The 14,387-nt window shown below is 65.9% G+C and carries 16 protein-coding genes; 8 read left to right on the plus strand and 8 right to left on the minus strand.

Annotated features, from left to right (window positions below; all coding sequences use genetic code 11):
* Window positions 1-46 precede the first annotated feature (46 nt).
* From paaK to V9L20_RS19300, 3 genes are read right to left on the minus strand one after another with little or no spacing between them, the layout of a single operon-like run.
* Entirely contained in the window at window positions 47-1,363 is a 1,317-nt protein-coding gene (paaK, locus tag V9L20_RS19290) for a phenylacetate--CoA ligase PaaK (RefSeq protein WP_337297785.1), read from the minus strand.
* Window positions 1,364-1,378: 15 nt separating this feature from the next.
* Complete coding sequence (paaI, locus tag V9L20_RS19295; protein ID WP_337297786.1) at window positions 1,379-1,822, minus strand: hydroxyphenylacetyl-CoA thioesterase PaaI; 444 nt, start codon at window positions 1,820-1,822, stop codon at window positions 1,379-1,381.
* Window position 1,823: 1 nt separating this feature from the next.
* Complete coding sequence (locus V9L20_RS19300; RefSeq protein WP_337297787.1) at window positions 1,824-2,627, minus strand: enoyl-CoA hydratase-related protein; 804 nt, start codon at window positions 2,625-2,627, stop codon at window positions 1,824-1,826.
* 150 nt (window positions 2,628-2,777) lie between these two features.
* Between V9L20_RS19300 and V9L20_RS19305 the strand changes: the two genes are divergently transcribed.
* Complete coding sequence (locus V9L20_RS19305; RefSeq protein ID WP_337297788.1) at window positions 2,778-3,380, plus strand: phenylacetic acid degradation protein PaaY; 603 nt, start codon at window positions 2,778-2,780, stop codon at window positions 3,378-3,380.
* Between the two features lie 64 nt (window positions 3,381-3,444).
* Window positions 3,445-4,089: a TetR/AcrR family transcriptional regulator gene (locus V9L20_RS19310; protein ID WP_126745607.1), complete on the plus strand. Its 645-nt coding sequence runs from the start codon at window positions 3,445-3,447 to the stop codon at window positions 4,087-4,089.
* On the opposite strand, the gene V9L20_RS19315 is transcribed toward V9L20_RS19310, so the two are convergent.
* Entirely contained in the window at window positions 4,071-4,874 is an 804-nt protein-coding gene (locus V9L20_RS19315) for an SDR family NAD(P)-dependent oxidoreductase (RefSeq protein WP_337297789.1), read from the minus strand. The two genes, V9L20_RS19310 and V9L20_RS19315, sit on opposite strands and share 19 nt — an antisense overlap.
* A 143-nt stretch (window positions 4,875-5,017) precedes the next feature.
* On the opposite strand from V9L20_RS19315, the gene V9L20_RS19320 reads away from it, so the two are divergent.
* Window positions 5,018-5,614 carry a TetR/AcrR family transcriptional regulator gene (locus V9L20_RS19320; RefSeq protein ID WP_337297790.1) on the plus strand — a complete coding sequence of 199 codons (597 nt, stop codon included), beginning with the start codon at window positions 5,018-5,020 and terminating at the stop codon, window positions 5,612-5,614.
* Here the strand turns inward: V9L20_RS19320 and V9L20_RS19325 are convergent.
* From V9L20_RS19325 to V9L20_RS19340, 4 genes are read right to left on the minus strand one after another with little or no spacing between them, the layout of a single operon-like run.
* On the minus strand, window positions 5,598-6,635 hold the full coding sequence (locus tag V9L20_RS19325) for a VWA domain-containing protein (RefSeq protein WP_258504502.1): 1,038 nt from the start codon (window positions 6,633-6,635) through the stop codon (window positions 5,598-5,600). The genes V9L20_RS19320 and V9L20_RS19325 overlap by 17 nt on opposite strands.
* Window positions 6,632-7,621: a DUF58 domain-containing protein gene (locus V9L20_RS19330; protein ID WP_337297791.1), complete on the minus strand. Its 990-nt coding sequence runs from the start codon at window positions 7,619-7,621 to the stop codon at window positions 6,632-6,634. The genes V9L20_RS19325 and V9L20_RS19330 overlap by 4 nt, the downstream gene beginning before the upstream one ends.
* On the minus strand, window positions 7,602-8,615 hold the full coding sequence (locus V9L20_RS19335) for an AAA family ATPase (protein ID WP_157612665.1): 1,014 nt from the start codon (window positions 8,613-8,615) through the stop codon (window positions 7,602-7,604). Before V9L20_RS19335 ends, V9L20_RS19330 begins: the two co-directional genes overlap by 20 nt.
* A gap of 54 nt (window positions 8,616-8,669) precedes the next feature.
* On the minus strand, window positions 8,670-9,671 hold the full coding sequence (locus tag V9L20_RS19340) for a S1C family serine protease (protein WP_258504505.1): 1,002 nt from the start codon (window positions 9,669-9,671) through the stop codon (window positions 8,670-8,672).
* A gap of 88 nt (window positions 9,672-9,759) precedes the next feature.
* Here V9L20_RS19340 and V9L20_RS19345 point away from each other — a divergent pair, with 88 nt between their 5' ends.
* The 5 genes from V9L20_RS19345 (at window position 9,760) to V9L20_RS19365 (ending at window position 14,349) form a co-directional block, all read left to right on the plus strand.
* On the plus strand, window positions 9,760-10,620 hold the full coding sequence (locus V9L20_RS19345; protein WP_337297792.1) for a TatD family hydrolase: 861 nt from the start codon (window positions 9,760-9,762) through the stop codon (window positions 10,618-10,620).
* Between the two features lie 131 nt (window positions 10,621-10,751).
* Window positions 10,752-11,159 carry a hypothetical protein gene (locus V9L20_RS19350; RefSeq protein WP_157612668.1) on the plus strand — a complete coding sequence of 136 codons (408 nt, stop codon included), beginning with the start codon at window positions 10,752-10,754 and terminating at the stop codon, window positions 11,157-11,159.
* A gap of 87 nt (window positions 11,160-11,246) precedes the next feature.
* Window positions 11,247-11,774, plus strand: a complete 528-nt coding sequence (locus tag V9L20_RS19355; RefSeq protein WP_258504508.1) for a DNA-deoxyinosine glycosylase — start codon at window positions 11,247-11,249, stop codon at window positions 11,772-11,774.
* On the plus strand, window positions 11,774-12,556 hold the full coding sequence (locus V9L20_RS19360; RefSeq protein ID WP_337297793.1) for a spermidine synthase: 783 nt from the start codon (window positions 11,774-11,776) through the stop codon (window positions 12,554-12,556). Before V9L20_RS19355 ends, V9L20_RS19360 begins: the two co-directional genes overlap by 1 nt.
* Window positions 12,553-14,349, plus strand: coding sequence for a GspE/PulE family protein (locus tag V9L20_RS19365; protein ID WP_337297794.1), 1,797 nt, complete (start codon window positions 12,553-12,555; stop codon window positions 14,347-14,349). Before V9L20_RS19360 ends, V9L20_RS19365 begins: the two co-directional genes overlap by 4 nt.
* The last annotated feature ends 38 nt before the right edge of the window (window positions 14,350-14,387 follow it).

Raw genomic sequence — 14,387 nt, forward strand, 5'->3', positions numbered from 1 at the left:
GTGCGTGTCCTTTTGTCTGCAAAGAGAATGGAAACGGTGCGCGCGTTCAGCGCGGCCGTGTGTCGATCACGCGGCGGGCCTTGCCGGTCTGCGTGCGTTCGATGGAATCGGGGTCGAACACGCGCACCGTGGTCGAAATGCCGACCAGCGTCTTCACGCGGTCCTGCACCCAGCCGGCGATGGCCTTGCGTTCGGCTTCGTCGACGGCTGCGTTGCGGTGGTCGAGTTCGCAATGCACCTCGACCTCGTCGAGCAGGCCTTCGCGGCGCACGTGCACCTGGTAAAGGCCCGAGAGGCGCTCATGCGCGAGCACGACTTCTTCCACCTGCGTGGGAAACACGTTCACGCCGCGGATGATCATCATGTCGTCGCTGCGCCCGACGATCTTGCCCATGCGGCGGAACGATCGCGAGGTGGGCGGCAGCAGGCGCGTGAGGTCGCGCGTGCGGTAGCGCACGATGGGCATGGCCTCCTTGCTGAGCGAGGTGAAGACCAGCTCGCCTTCCTCGCCGTCGGCCTTGAGCTCGCCGGTGTCGGGGTCGATGATCTCGGGGTAGAAGTGGTCTTCCCAGATCACGGGGCCGTCCTTGCTCTCGACGCATTCGCTGGCCACGCCGGGGCCCATCACTTCGGAAAGGCCGTAGATGTCGACCGCGTCCAGGCCGGCCTTGCCTTCGATGTCGCGGCGCATGGCCTCGGTCCAGGGCTCGGCGCCGAAGATGCCGATCTTGAGCGAGCTGTTCTTTGCATCCAGGCCCTGGCGCTCGAACTGCTCGATGATCACCTGCATGTAGCTGGGCGTGACCATGATGATGTCGGGCTTGAAGTCTTGAATGAGCTGCACCTGCTTTTCGGTTTGCCCGCCCGACATCGGGATGACGGTGCAGCCCGCGCGTTCGGCGCCGTAGTGGGCGCCGAGCCCGCCGGTGAAGAGGCCGTAGCCGTAGGACACATGCACCATGTCGCCCGGCCGTCCGCCCGCCGCGCGGATCGAGCGCGCAACGAGGTCGGCCCAGGTGTCGATGTCTTTGAGCGTGTAGCCCACCACGGTCGGCTTGCCGGTGGTGCCCGACGACGCATGGATGCGCGCCACCTGCGTGCGCGGCACGGCGAACATGCCGAAGGGATAGTTGTCGCGCAGGTCGCTCTTTACGGTGAACGGAAATCTCGACAGGTCGGCGAGGGACTTCAAATCATCCGGATGCACGCCCTTGGCATCGAAGGCCTTGCGGTAGTGCGGCACGTTGTCGTACGCGCGCTGCAGCGTGGCGCGCAGGCGGCTGAGCTGCAGGGCGGCAATTTCGTCGCGGCTCGCGGTTTCGATGGGCTCGAGCTCGCCGGGGGCGGGGTGTCTGGCGGTCATGGTGCGTGTGTCTCCTCAGGCCGCAACGGCGGGGCGGCCCTTGGCGGTGTATGAGCGGCCGCGAAAAATGGCAACGCGCTCGCCGCGCTGGTTGGTGATTTCGGTGTCGTACACGCCGGTGCGCCCGGCCTTCGAAACTTCGAAGCAGCGCGCGGTGAGCACATCGCCTTCGTGTGCCGGTGCAATGAAGTCGATGGAAAAGCCCGAGGCCACCGTAAGTTCGTTGTACGAATTGCAGGCGAAGGCAAAGGTGGAATCGGCCAAGGTGGCCATGAAGCCGCCGTGGCAGATGGCGTGGCCGTTGAGCATGTCTTGGCGCACCTGCATCTGCAGGGTGGCCTGGCCGGGGGCGACTTCGACGATGCGCATGCCGAGGCCCTTGCTGGCGTTGTCGTTGGCGAACATGCCGTCTCGGACGTGTTCGGCTGTCTGTTGTGGAGTGCGGGAGGTGTCGGTCATCTCAGCGATCCTTGAACACCGGTGCACGCTTGGCACGAAAGGCTTCGACGCCTTCGCGGTAGTCGTGGGCGTTGCCCAGCTCGCGCTGGATGCGTGCTTCTTCGGCGAGTGCCGTGTCCAGGTTCATGTCCTGCGCCGAAGCCATGGCTTGCCGCGTGGCGACCAGGGCGCGGGTCGGCATTGCGGCGAGTTTCGATGCGAGCGAGGCCACTGTGTCGGTCAGTGCCGCGTCGTCCACGCATTGCCATATCAGTCCGATGCGCGCCGCTTCCTCGGCGGGGAGCTTGTCGCCCAGCATCGCGATGCCGAGTGCGCGCGCCGAGCCCACGAGGCGGGGCAGCAGCCACGTGCCGCCCGTGTCGGGCACGAGGCCGATCTTGGTGAAGGCCTGGATGAAGCTGGCCGAGCGTGCGGCCACGACGAGGTCGCAGCACAGCGCGAGGTTGGCGCCCGCGCCGGCGGCCACGCCGTTGACGGCGGCCACCACCGGCACCGGCATCGAACGCAGGCGCGCGACGAGTGGCGCGTAGTAAGTGGAGATGACGTGGCCCAAATCCTTGGGAGCGGCGCCGGGCGTGGGGTCGGGCGCGACGGAGGGGTCGGCCAGGTCCTGCCCGGCGCAGAAGGCGCGGCCGGTGCCCGTGAGCACCACGCAGCGCACGCTGTCGTCCGTGGCGGCGAGCTCAAGCGCTGCCATCAACTCGGCATGCATTTCCGTCGTGAAGCTGTTGAGCGCGGCGGGGCGGTTGAGGCTCAACGTGCGCACGGCGCCGGCATCACCGGTGAGAACTAAAGGTTCTGTCATGGGCTTGTCTCTCATCCTTGTTTTGGCGGAATCGGCATGCAAACACTATTGACCGACCGGACGGTAGATTTTAGGATCGACCTTGAATCCGGCACAAGCGGGGTTGATTCAGGGCAAACCCTGAGCCCCTGAAAAAAGGAGACAGACCGAATGCCCAGCTATTCCATCGACGGCGTCATACCCGTCGTCGACCCCACCGCCTATGTGCATCCCAGTGCCGTATTGATCGGCGACGTGATCGTCGGCGCCAACTGCTATGTGGGCCCGTGCGCGAGCCTGCGCGGCGACTTCGGGCGCATCGTGCTGCAGCAGGGCTCGAACGTGCAGGACCATTGCTGCATCCATGGCTTTCCGGACCAGGACACGGTGGTCGAGGTCAACGGCCACATCGGCCACGGGGCGATCCTCCACAGCTGCATCGTGCGGCGCGATGCGCTCGTGGGCATGAACGCGGTCGTGATGGACGAGGCCGAGATCGGCGAGCAGGCGATCGTGGCGGCCTGCGCCTTTGTGCCGGCCGGCATGAAGGTGCCCGCGCGGTCGCTGGTGGCCGGCATTCCCGCCAAGGTGAAGAAGATGCTGAGCGAGGAGGAAATTGCCTGGAAGCTCGAGGGCACCCAGACCTACCAGGCGTTGACGGTTCGCAGCCTTGCCAGCCTGCACGAGGTGGCGCCGCTGCGGCAGATGGAGCCCGATCGCCCGCGCCTGCCTGTCACTGACGTGCGTTCGCTGATTGCGACCCGGCGCGGGTAGCCGACGCGCTTCATGCAAGATTGCGGGTTGCCCGCAACTCCAATCAAGGAAGAAAGAAGACCCGATGCCGCGTGGAAGATCCGCCACCTATGACGACCAGCGCGAGTTCATCCTTGCGCAGGCCGCCCAACTGTTCGCGCGCCGCGGCTATCCCGCCACCTCGATGAACCAGGTGGCCGAAGCCTGCAACCTCTCCAAGGCCACGCTCTATCACTACTACAAGGACAAGAGCAGCCTCTTGATCAGCATCGCCGAGACGCACGTGTCGAAGCTGGCCGCGCTCGTGGCGGAGGAAGAAGCGTCGACGCACACCGATGAAGAGCGGCTGCGCCGCTTCATCTACCGCATCGTCGAGGAATATGCCGGCGCGCAGGACGCGCACCGTGTGCTGACCGACGACGTGCGCTTTCTCGAAGAGGAAGACCGCGAGCGCGTGCTCGACAAGGAGCGCGAGGTGGTCGCGGGCTTTGCGCGCGCCGTCTCGGCGCTCCGGCCCGGCGCGCCGAGCGACGACCTTGCCAAGCCGCTGACCATGCTGCTGTTCGGCATGATCAACTGGATGTTCACCTGGATGAAACCCGGCGGAAAGCTCGACCACGCAGCGATTGCGCCAATCGTGGCCGACCTGTTCCTGGGGGGTATCGGCGCGGTGAAGTCACCAGACCAGTCAGCGATGGCCGCGCAGGCCGATCAGGCCGTCGCCAGGTAGCGTGCGGCCGGCTTGCTGGTCTGCGAAGCGCCGAACAGCTTGGCGCTCGCATCGGTAAAGCCGGTGAGCAGGGCGGCGTCGTTCACCGACGGCAACGTGATCGCCTCGCCCAGGTCGAGACCGGCCAACGCGGCGTCCACGCATTCTTCGGCCTGCATGACGGTGCCCTCGGCCAGCGCCGACACCGGCACGCCCGAAAGCTCCCAGATGTCGGTGGCCGTTGCTGCCGGCAGCACCAACTGCACCTTCACGCCGGTGCCCGCCACTTCTTCCTGCAGCCCGCGCGTGAACGCGACCACAAAAGCCTTGGTGCCGCTGTAGATGCTGCTGATCGGCAGCGTGTAGAAGCCGAGCACTGAGCCGATGTTCACCAGCGTGCCGCGGTTGCGCGCCTTGAAGGCGGTCAATGCGGCATGGCTCAGGTGAGCGAGGGCGTTGATGTTCACGTCGAGCATGCTCTGCAGTTGCGCGCTCGTGGTCAGCGCGACGGGTGCGAGCGTGGAGAGGCCGGCATTGTTGATCAGCAGCGTGACCGACTGGTCGGCGGCAACGGCCTTGGACACGCGCTCGAGGTCGCCGGCGGCGGCCAGGTCGGCTGCGAGCGTTTGCACCTTCACACCATATTTGGCTCGCAGGCCGGCTGCGACTTCTTCCAGCAGGTCGGCGCGGCGCGCCACCAGCAGCAGGTCGTGGCCACGACGGGCCAGGCGGTCTGCATAGATCTTGCCGAGGCCGGCCGAGGCGCCGGTGACGACGGCGGTGCCGAGGGTTGCTTGTTCGCTCATTTCGAATCCGTTCAAAAGGTAGGTTGGAAGATCTGTCTTGCTACAAGCATGATGACCATCATGTTTGAGGTGTCGAAGCATGATGGTTATCATGCTTAGCGTCAAGCCATGCCTTGAAGTACCCCGGAACAGAAAGAGGTCACATGCGATACCCCGCAGCGGAAACCGCCGAAAAGCACCAGAAGATCCTTGCCGAGGCCTCGCGCCTCTTCAAGGAACGCGGCTTCGACGGCGTGAGCGTGAGCGAAATCATGAAAGCCACCGGGCTCACGCACGGCCCGTTTTACAACCACTTCGACTCGAAGGAGGCGCTGATGGCGGAGTGCATCGTCCATGCGGGGGATGCCGCGCTTGCCCATCTGGATGAGGCCGCTCAAACGCCCGAAGGCATGCGCGGCTATGTGCGGAGCTACCTGAGCCGCGAGCACCGCGACAGCCGCGCCGGCGGCTGCCTCGTGGCGGCATTTGCCGCGCACGCCGGCCAGCCGGGGAGCGAGCTAGCCATCGGTGCGCCGCTGACGGCCTACTTCAAGGTGCTGATCGAGCGGTTCGCCAGCAAGTTTCCATGGCGGTCGAAGAAGAACGCCCGCGGCGACGCGATCCGCATCCTGGCGTCGATGTACGGCGGCGTGGTGCTGGCCCGCGCCATGGACGACGAGGCCTTGTCCGAAGAAATTCTGCGAGAAGTGCTCGCCGGCCTGCCGGCCGCCGCCAAGGCCGGAGCTAAAGAATCCGGTTGAACCAGAGCAGCGAGAGCCCCGCCGACAGCAGCGTGAGAATGGCCGCGCCCAACGCGAAGAGCGCCGAGATCTCGGTTTCCTTCTTCTCCACGGTGAGCTTGGAGCTCAGCGTTTCATACACCTTCTTCAGGTCGGCGGCGGTGCCCGCGTAGAAGTACTCGGCATTGGTCTTGTTAGCCACTGCCTTGAGCGTTTCTTCGTCGAGCCGCACGCGCATCGACCAGCCTTCGAAGCCGATGGTTTCGCCGTCGACCGTACCCACGCCCACCGTGTAGATGCGCACACCGCGGTCGGCCGCGGCCTTGGCGGCATCGAGCGGATCGACGCCGGTGGTGCGCTGCCCATCGGTCAGCATGATCACCGCGGCAGAGGTGTAGGAACCCGGCGCCACGGGCGTGAACTCCTTGGCCTGCTTTTCGGTCTGGTCGATGGGCGTGCCGCGCTGGCGGCTGGGCGCGCTGAACTGCGAAACGTCGATGCCCGCATCAGGAAACAGCGTGGCGAGCGACACCACGATGGCATTGCCGGTGGCCGTGGCGCGCTGCAGCTGGAAGCTGTCGATGGCGGTGATCAGGTCGTCGTGGTTGGTGGTGGGCAACTGCGCTACCTGCGCACTGCCTGCAAAGGCCACGATGCCCACCTTCACATGGCGCGGCAGGTCCTTGATGAAGCTCTTGGCGGCTTCCTGCGCGGCCACCAGCCGGTTGGGCAGCACGTCGGCCGCGCGCATGCTGCCGGACACGTCCATCGCAAGGATGATGGTCTGCTGGTTCGAAGGCAGCAGCACCACCGCCATCGGCCTTGCAGCGGCCACCAGCATCGCGGCCATGGCCAGCAGAAAGAGGAGCGGCGGAATATGCCGCCTGACGCTCTGGCCGGCGCCCATGGCCTCGCGCACGATCGAGAGGCTGGCATAGCGCACCGCCAGCTTCTTCTTGCGGCGAATGAGCCAGATGTAGAGCAACACCAGCAGCGGCAAGGCCGCCAGCAACCAGAGGAATTGAGGCCAGAGAAATGTCATGCTGCCACCGCCTTCATGCTGCCCGAGCCGATGCGCGTGCGGCGCTTGCGCATGTCGGCAAAACGAACGATGGCTTCCACCAGGTCGTCGCTGGTCGAAAGCTCGAGTGCATCGACGCCGGCCTTTGCGAGCGAGGCGCGCAGCGTGGCTTCGCGCTCGGCTGCCAGGCGGGCGAAGCGCTTGCGAAAACCGGCATCATGGGTGTCGACCCATAGCTGCTCGCCGGTTTCGGCATCGCGCAGCGGCACCAGGCCCAGGTCGGGCAGCTCGAGCTCGAGCGGGTCGAACAGGCGCACGGCAATCACTTCATGCCGCTGCACGAGTTGGCCGGGCGGGCGCTCCCAGCCGGGCTCGCTCAAGAAGTCGGACACCACGAACACGGTGGAGCGGCGCGGCATCAGCGTAGCGGCCGACTTCAGCAGGTCGGCGAGGCGCGTCATGCCTTTTTGCGTGGGCGCCTTCTCGATCTTGTCGGCGCGGCGTTCCATGGCGTGCAGCAGGTGCAGCACGTGCCGGCGGCCGCTGCGCGGCGGAATCACCGCTTCGAGGTCGCTCCCGTAGACCAGCGCGCCCACCCGGTTGCCGTGGCGCGTGAGCAGGCGCGCGAGCACGCCGACAAAGCCGGCCGAGATCTCGCGCTTGGCCTTGAGGCCGGAACCGAAGTCGACCGAGCGGCTCAGGTCGAGCACGAACCACGCGGACATCTCGCGGTCTTCGGTGAACACGCGCACGTGCGGTACCTGCAGCCGCGCTGTGACGTTCCAGTCGATATGGCGCACGTCGTCATGGTGCTGATATTCGCGCAGGTCGGCCAGGTCGAGCCCGGTGCCGCGCATCAGCGTGCGGTAGTCGCCCTGCAGCAAGCCGTCGAGGCGACGGATGACGGTCCATTCGAGCCGGCGCAGCGCGCGTTCCGCTCCGCCGGCCTGTGCATTGAGCCGTTCGTCGTTGGCGGCCGCGGGGGCCTTACGCCACCAGCTTTTCATGTTCAAGAGGTTTGGGAGGAGCGGGAACGGCCTTCATGATCTTCTCGATCAGGCCGTCGGGTGTGAGGCCTTCGGACAGGCCTTCGTAGGAAAGCGTCACGCGGTGGCGCAGCACGTCGGGCACCAGCGCGGTCATGTCTTCAGGCAGGGCGTAGCTGCGGCCGCGCAGGAGCGCAAGCGCGCGTGCGCCTTCGGTGAGGCTGATGCTCGCGCGCGGGCTGGCGCCGAAGGTGATGAAGCGGTGCATGTCCTTCAGGCCGTGCTTGTCGGGCGTGCGCGTGGCCGAAACCAGCTTTACCGCGTACTGGATGAGCGAAGGGTCGACATACACGCGCCGCGCCTCCGCCTGCAGGGCCGCGAGCTGCTCGGTGGTGGCCACCGGATTGACCTCGACCATCGTGCCGATCACGCGCTGCACGATGACGAACTCTTCCTCGTCGCTCGGGTAGTCGACCAGCACCTTCATCATGAAGCGGTCGACCTGCGCCTCGGGCAGCGGATAGGTGCCTTCGGTCTCGATGGGGTTCTGCGTGGCCATGACGAGGAACGGGCGCGGCACCCTGTGCGTTTCGCCCGCAATGGTGACCTGGCGCTCCTGCATCACTTCGAGCAGCGCGCTCTGCACCTTGGCCGGGGCGCGGTTGATTTCGTCGGCCAGGAGCAGGTTGGCGAACACCGGGCCGAGCGAGGTGCTGAATTCGCCCGTCTTCTGGTTGTAGATGCGCGTGCCCACCAGGTCGGCCGGCACAAGGTCGGGCGTGAACTGGATGCGCTTGAACTGGCCGCGCACCGTGTCGGCCAGCGTCTTGATGGTGAGGGTTTTCGCAAGACCCGGCACCCCTTCGACCAGCAGGTGGCCGCCCGCGAGCATGGCGACCATCACGCGCTCCAGGAAGCGGTCCTGGCCCACCACGACGCGCTTGACCTCGTAGAGGATCTGCTCCATCAGCTCGGCCGTGGCGGAAGACGTGGAAAAGGGGGTCTCGGTGCTCATGCAATGGCCTCTCTGTAATCAATCGAAAGCATGGGGCGGTCCTCCGTCAGGCTGCTAGAACGGCGGCGAGCCGGCGGCGGAGGCTGCGTTCTCAATGGGCACGGCAAACCCGATGCCTATGAAAGTGCGCTGCTGCGTGGGATTGAGGATGGCGGTGACGATGCCGAGCACCTCGCCGTCCATGTTGATCAGCGGTCCGCCCGAATTGCCGGGGTTGGCCGCCGCGTCGAACTGGATCAGGTTGCCGAGCTCCTGCTTGCCCTCGGGCGAGCGGAACGAGCGCTTCAGGCCCGAAACCACGCCCGCAGATACCGAAGGACCGATGCCGAACGGAAAGCCGACCGCGGCCACCTGGTCGCCGGATTGCAGGTCGGCCGTCGAGCGCATCACGGCGGGAATCAGGTCGTCGGGAATCTTCTGCGCCTGCAGCACCGCAAGATCGTTCTCGGGCTGCACGCCGGTGATGGTGGCCACGGCTTCGAGGCCATCGGAGAAAGTGACCTTGATGGTCTCGGCGCCGGCCACGACGTGCAGGTTGGTGAGGATGACGCCCTTGTCGACGATGACCACGCCGGTGCCCACGCCGCGTTCAGTTTCGCCCGGCGGCGGGTCGGCTTCGGGCGGCTTGCCCTTCGCAAGATTGCGCCCGCGCTTCTGGGTCTTGGCCTCGGGAGTGGCTTTTTCGGGGCCGTAGCCGACCACGCGAACCACCGAAGGCCGCACGATCTCGGCCGCCTTGGCGGCGGGCGAGGGCAGCGTGTTGGTCTGCAGCGTGCGCAGCACGGCCGAATCGATGTCTTTTTGCGTGAGTGCTCTGGCGCCCTGGCGCGGCCACCATGCACTGCCGACCGCAATGGCGCACAGCACCACCAAGAACGCAAAACTGCGTCGGCCGGGCTGCCAGCGCGGCTTGCCTTGCGGCGGAGAAACGGGTGAATCCGGCGGCGCGCCATTGCCTCCGCCTTCGGGCGATGGCACGGCCTGATCGGCGGCCGCGGAATCGGCCGCCTGAGGCAGCGTGCGGGGCGAACGGCTGTAGAAGGCGGGCCTGCGCATCGAAACACCTCCGGCAAGGGATGACGGGTGAGGGGTTCACAGTAGCACGCTTTCTTCTGCCTTGCATCCCTTCGGGCATCATCTCGCCATGGCTGTATTCATCGACACCCACTGCCATCTGGATGCGCCCGAATTCGGTGCGGAAATGCCGCTCATCCGGGCCCGCGCTGCGGAACGGGGCGTGGCGCTGTGCGTCATTCCGGCCGTTGCCGCCTTCAACTTTGCAACCGTGCGTGAGCTGGCGCACGTGCAGAGCGACGCTTATGCGCTCGGGATCCACCCGCTGTGCACCGGCAATGCGCAAGAGGCCGACCTGGAGGCGCTCGATGCCGAGCTCTCAACGCGCCGAGGCGACCCGCGCCTGGTTGCGGTCGGCGAGATCGGCCTCGACTACTTCGTGGACGGGCTGGACAGCGACAAGCAGCAGCACTTTTTTCACACTCAGTTGCAACTCGCGCGCAAACACGACCTGCCGGTGCTCATTCATGTGCGCCGCTCGGTCGACAAGGTGCTCAAGCATTTGCGGCAGACAGCGGGCGGCAAGCCGTGGCGGGGCATTGCCCATGCGTTCAACGGCAGCGAGCAGCAGGCCAAGGCCTGCATCGACATCGGCCTGAAGCTGGGCTTCGGCGGCGCCGTGACCTTCGATCGCGCGCTGCAGCTGCGGCGCCTCGCAGCCACCTTGCCGCTCGAATCGATGGTGATGGAAACCGACGCACCCGACATCCAGCCGCACTGGATCTACCGCACCCAGGCCCAGCGCGCGGCCGGTGAAGCACAGGGGCGCAACGAGCCCGGCGAACTGCCGCGCATCGCCGAAGTGGTGGCGCAATTGCGCGGCATCGGCGTCGATGAACTGGCCGAGGCCACGACCCGGAATGCGCTGGAAGCCATGCCGCGGCTCGAAAGCCTTCTTTCCTTGTCGGAGCGCAGGCCGCAGCGCACGTAGGCCGATGTCCCGAGTTGCGTTTGCGCGAGCGGAGGCTCCTTTTTTACTGTCATCCTCGGTGTTCGAAGTGGCGTTGTTTGTTCAGTGGCAAGTTCGTCACTCCGACACTTCATCCAAAAAGGAGTCTTTACATGACCACATCTTTCGTTCGCACCGTGCCCGTCGTGCTGGCCCTCGCGCTTGCTTCCATCGGCGTGTCCGCCGTGGCTCAAACCGCGACAACCGCCGCGCCCGCAACGACCACCGCCGAGCCCACCACCACCGAGAAGGTGAAGGAAGCCGGCAGGGACGCAGTCGATGCGACCAAGACCACCACCAAGAAGGCCGTGAACGCCACCGAACGCGGCACCAAGAAGGCATGGGACGCCACCAAGCGCACCACCAAGAAGGCCACCAACGCCACCAAGAACGTGGCCGCCAAGACGGGCGATGCGGTTGAAACCGCCGGCCACAAGACAGCCGACGGCATGCGCAGCACCGGCAAGGCCATCGGCGAAAAGGTGCCCGGCACCGCCGAACACGAAGCCGCCAAGAAGTAACCGGCGCTCGCCTTGCGCACAACCCGCTTCGGCGGGTTTTTTCATGGGCGATCGAAAGCGCCGACAGTGCCAAGATAGAGGCTGTTCATGAAACCACCGACCCCTCCCGATACATCGAGCGCAGTGCTCACAGGCCTGGCGCCCGTCGTCTCGCCGGACACCGTGGTGCTGATCCTCGGAAGCTTCCCGGGCGTTCGATCGCTCGAGCAGCAGCAGTACTATGCGCATCCGCAAAATCAGTTCTGGAAAATCTTGCAAGCCGTTTGGCCCCAACACCCGCTCCCGATGGGCGCAGACAGCTATCCCGAAAAGAAGAAGTGGCTGCTCGCGCGCGGGCTGGGCGTGTGGGACGTGTATGCGGCCTGCGAGCGCGAGGGCAGCCTTGATTCGGCCATTCGCGCACCCGTTGCCAACGACATAGCCGGCCTGCATCTGCCGAAGCTTGCCGCCATTGCCCACAACGGCGGCGAAAGCTTCAAGCATGCGCGCCACACGCGCACCCTGGGCGTGCCGGTCTACCAGCTGCCTTCCACCAGCCCCGCCAATGCGTCGTGGAGCTTCGAGCGCAAGCTCGCGGCCTGGCGCGACGTCTTCGACGCCCACAAACTTATCTGATGGCCACGAGCAAAACCCCCGTCCTTCCTGAAGTCAATTTTTCCGACTGGGGCGATATCCGCTACCTGCACCTTGGCACCGAATGGGTGCAGGGCTCGATGAAGCTCGATGCGCCGTTCGAGATCGAGCTCGAATACGTGCAGCGCATGATGGCCTGGCTGCTGTTCGCCGACGCGAAAAGCGTGGCAAGCCGCCACGCGATGCAGCTCGGCCTCGGCGCGGCCACGCTCACGAAGTTCTGCCGCAAGACCTTGCGCATGCGCACCACGGCCATCGAGCTGAACCCGCAGGTGGTGTCGGCTTGCCGCGGCTGGTTCAAGCTGCCGGCGGACGACCCGAAGCTGCGCGTGGTCATTGCCGATGCCGCGCTCGAAATCCGCAAGGCCGAATGGCAGGGCACGGTGGACGCATTGCAGGTCGACCTGTACGACCATGAGGCCGCGGCGCCGGTGCTCGACAGCGAAGACTTCTATGCCGATTGCCGCGCATTGCTCACCGAAGACGGCTGCATGACGGTCAATCTCTTTGGCCGCTCGTCCAGCTACGAGCGCAGCCTGGAAAAAATCGCCGGGGCATTCGGTGCCGATGCGGTGTGGGCCTTCAAGCCGACGCGCGAAGGCAACACGGTGGTGCTGGCGCAGCGCACGCCAAGCCGCCCGAAGCGCGAAGCCCTTGCCGAGCGCGCCCAAACGATCCAGACTCGCTGGGGCCTGCCCGCGCCTAAATGGCTGCGTGTGTTCAAACCGCTGAATCCCACTCTCACCCGACCTTCCGGCTCATGAGCGCTGTTCCCGCTGCTTCCGCATCCAAACCTTCGCCTGCCCGCCACGAGGGCCCGCTCGACCTGCGCCGTTTGATCGAATGGCTTGCCGCCGACGGCGTGATCTCGCCGGTGGAGGCCAAGCGCACCATTGCGCGCTGCGCCCAGGCCGAGAGCCGGCAGGCGCCGCTGGTGCGCCTTGCCAATGTGGCCATGACGCGCGAAAGCGACGGCAAGCCGCTCGACCTTGAAATGCTCACGCAATGGCTTGCCGGCCGTGCGGGGCTCAGCTACCTGCGCATCGATCCGCTCAAGGTCGACGTGGGCAAGGTGGCCGACACCATGAGCGCGGCCTATGCCGAGCGCCACAAGGTGCTGCCGGTGCAGGTGCTGCCCAACGAAGTGGTGGTGGCCACGGCCGAGCCGTTTCTCACCGACTGGATTGCCGAGGTGGAGCGCCAGGCGCGCCGCACCGTGCGCCGCGTGGTGGCCAACCCGACGGACATCCAGCGCTACACGGCCGAATTCTTTGCGCTCGCCAAGTCGGTGCGCGCGGCGCAGAAGGCCGGCGGCAACACCGGCGGCGCGAGCTTCGAGCAGCTGGTGGAGTTGGGCAAGAGCACCAAGCAGCTCGACGCCAACGACCAGAGTGTGGTGCAGGTGGTCGACTGGCTCTGGCAATACGCCTTCGACCAGCGCGCGAGCGACATCCATCTGGAGCCGCGCCGCGAGCAGGGCGTGATCCGCTTCCGCATCGACGGCATCCTGCATCCGGCCTACCAGATGCCCATGGGCGTGATGAACGCGATGGTGTCGCGCATCAAGCTGCTGGGCCGCATGGACGTGGTCGAAAAGCGCCGCCCGCTCGACGGCCGCATCAAGACCCGCAACATGCGCGGCGACGAAGTCGAAATGCGGCTTTCCACCTTGCCGACCGCTTTCGGCGAGAAGATGGTGATGCGGATCTTCGACCCCGACACGGCCGTGAAGGATCTCGACGCGCTCGGCTTCTCGCAGCATGACGCGCACCGCTGGGAGCAACTCGTCACGCGGCCCAACGGCATCATCCTAGTGACCGGGCCCACGGGCTCGGGCAAGACCACCACGCTGTACTCCACGCTCAAGCGCGTGGCGACCGAAGAGGTCAACGTGAGCACGGTCGAAGACCCGATTGAAATGATCGAGCCTTCGTTCAACCAGACGCAGGTGCAGCCGCAACTGGACTTCGGTTTTACCGAAGGCCTGCGCGCGCTGATGCGGCAGGACCCGGACATCATCATGGTCGGCGAAATCCGCGACCTGGCCACGGCCGAGATGGCGGTGCAGGCCGCGCTCACGGGCCACCTGGTGTTCAGCACGCTGCACACGAACGACGCGCCGAGCGCCATCACGCGCTTGATGGAACTCGGCGTGCCTTCGTACCTCATCAACGCCGTGATGCTCGGCGTGCTGGCGCAACGGCTGGTTCGCACGCTGTGCCCCAACTGCAAGCAGCCCGACGACACGATCACGCGCGAGAAGCTCGAAGCCATCGTCAAGCCATGGCAGATCACCGGTTCGGTGCGCGCCTACAAGCCCGTGGGCTGCGTCGATTGCCGCATGACGGGCTACATGGGCCGGATGGGCCTGTACGAACTGCTGAGCATCAGCGAAGACTTCAAGAGCCAAGTCAACAAGGAGCCCAACCTGGCCGGGCTCCGCCGGCAGGCGGTGATCGACGGCATGCGGCCGCTGCGCCTGGCGGGTGCGCTGCGCGTGGCCGAGGGCGTGACGACGGTCGAAGAAGTACTGAGCGCGACGCCGCCCCTGGAATGAGCCCCGGCGGAGCCGGTTTTCCGGCGTTCCGCGATTTT

The sequence above is a fragment of the Variovorax sp. CCNWLW225 genome, from assembly GCF_037204045.1.
GTDB lineage: Bacteria > Pseudomonadota > Gammaproteobacteria > Burkholderiales > Burkholderiaceae_C > Variovorax.

What these genes read in the sequence shown, in the direction of transcription:
- paaK (WP_337297785.1), bottom strand. Translation starts at nt 1,363, where the DNA reads ATGACCGCCAGACACCCCGCCCCCGGCGAGCTCGAGCCCATCGAAACC.
- paaI (WP_337297786.1), bottom strand. Translation starts at nt 1,822, where the DNA reads ATGACCGACACCTCCCGCACTCCACAACAGACAGCCGAACACGTCCGA.
- V9L20_RS19300 (WP_337297787.1), bottom strand. Translation starts at nt 2,627, where the DNA reads ATGACAGAACCTTTAGTTCTCACCGGTGATGCCGGCGCCGTGCGCACG.
- V9L20_RS19305 (WP_337297788.1), top strand. Translation starts at nt 2,778, where the DNA reads ATGCCCAGCTATTCCATCGACGGCGTCATACCCGTCGTCGACCCCACC.
- V9L20_RS19310 (WP_126745607.1), top strand. Translation starts at nt 3,445, where the DNA reads ATGCCGCGTGGAAGATCCGCCACCTATGACGACCAGCGCGAGTTCATC.
- V9L20_RS19315 (WP_337297789.1), bottom strand. Translation starts at nt 4,874, where the DNA reads ATGAGCGAACAAGCAACCCTCGGCACCGCCGTCGTCACCGGCGCCTCG.
- V9L20_RS19320 (WP_337297790.1), top strand. Translation starts at nt 5,018, where the DNA reads ATGCGATACCCCGCAGCGGAAACCGCCGAAAAGCACCAGAAGATCCTT.
- V9L20_RS19325 (WP_258504502.1), bottom strand. Translation starts at nt 6,635, where the DNA reads ATGACATTTCTCTGGCCTCAATTCCTCTGGTTGCTGGCGGCCTTGCCG.
- V9L20_RS19330 (WP_337297791.1), bottom strand. Translation starts at nt 7,621, where the DNA reads ATGAAAAGCTGGTGGCGTAAGGCCCCCGCGGCCGCCAACGACGAACGG.
- V9L20_RS19335 (WP_157612665.1), bottom strand. Translation starts at nt 8,615, where the DNA reads ATGAGCACCGAGACCCCCTTTTCCACGTCTTCCGCCACGGCCGAGCTG.
- V9L20_RS19340 (WP_258504505.1), bottom strand. Translation starts at nt 9,671, where the DNA reads ATGCGCAGGCCCGCCTTCTACAGCCGTTCGCCCCGCACGCTGCCTCAG.
- V9L20_RS19345 (WP_337297792.1), top strand. Translation starts at nt 9,760, where the DNA reads ATGGCTGTATTCATCGACACCCACTGCCATCTGGATGCGCCCGAATTC.
- V9L20_RS19350 (WP_157612668.1), top strand. Translation starts at nt 10,752, where the DNA reads ATGACCACATCTTTCGTTCGCACCGTGCCCGTCGTGCTGGCCCTCGCG.
- V9L20_RS19355 (WP_258504508.1), top strand. Translation starts at nt 11,247, where the DNA reads ATGAAACCACCGACCCCTCCCGATACATCGAGCGCAGTGCTCACAGGC.
- V9L20_RS19360 (WP_337297793.1), top strand. Translation starts at nt 11,774, where the DNA reads ATGGCCACGAGCAAAACCCCCGTCCTTCCTGAAGTCAATTTTTCCGAC.
- V9L20_RS19365 (WP_337297794.1), top strand. Translation starts at nt 12,553, where the DNA reads ATGAGCGCTGTTCCCGCTGCTTCCGCATCCAAACCTTCGCCTGCCCGC.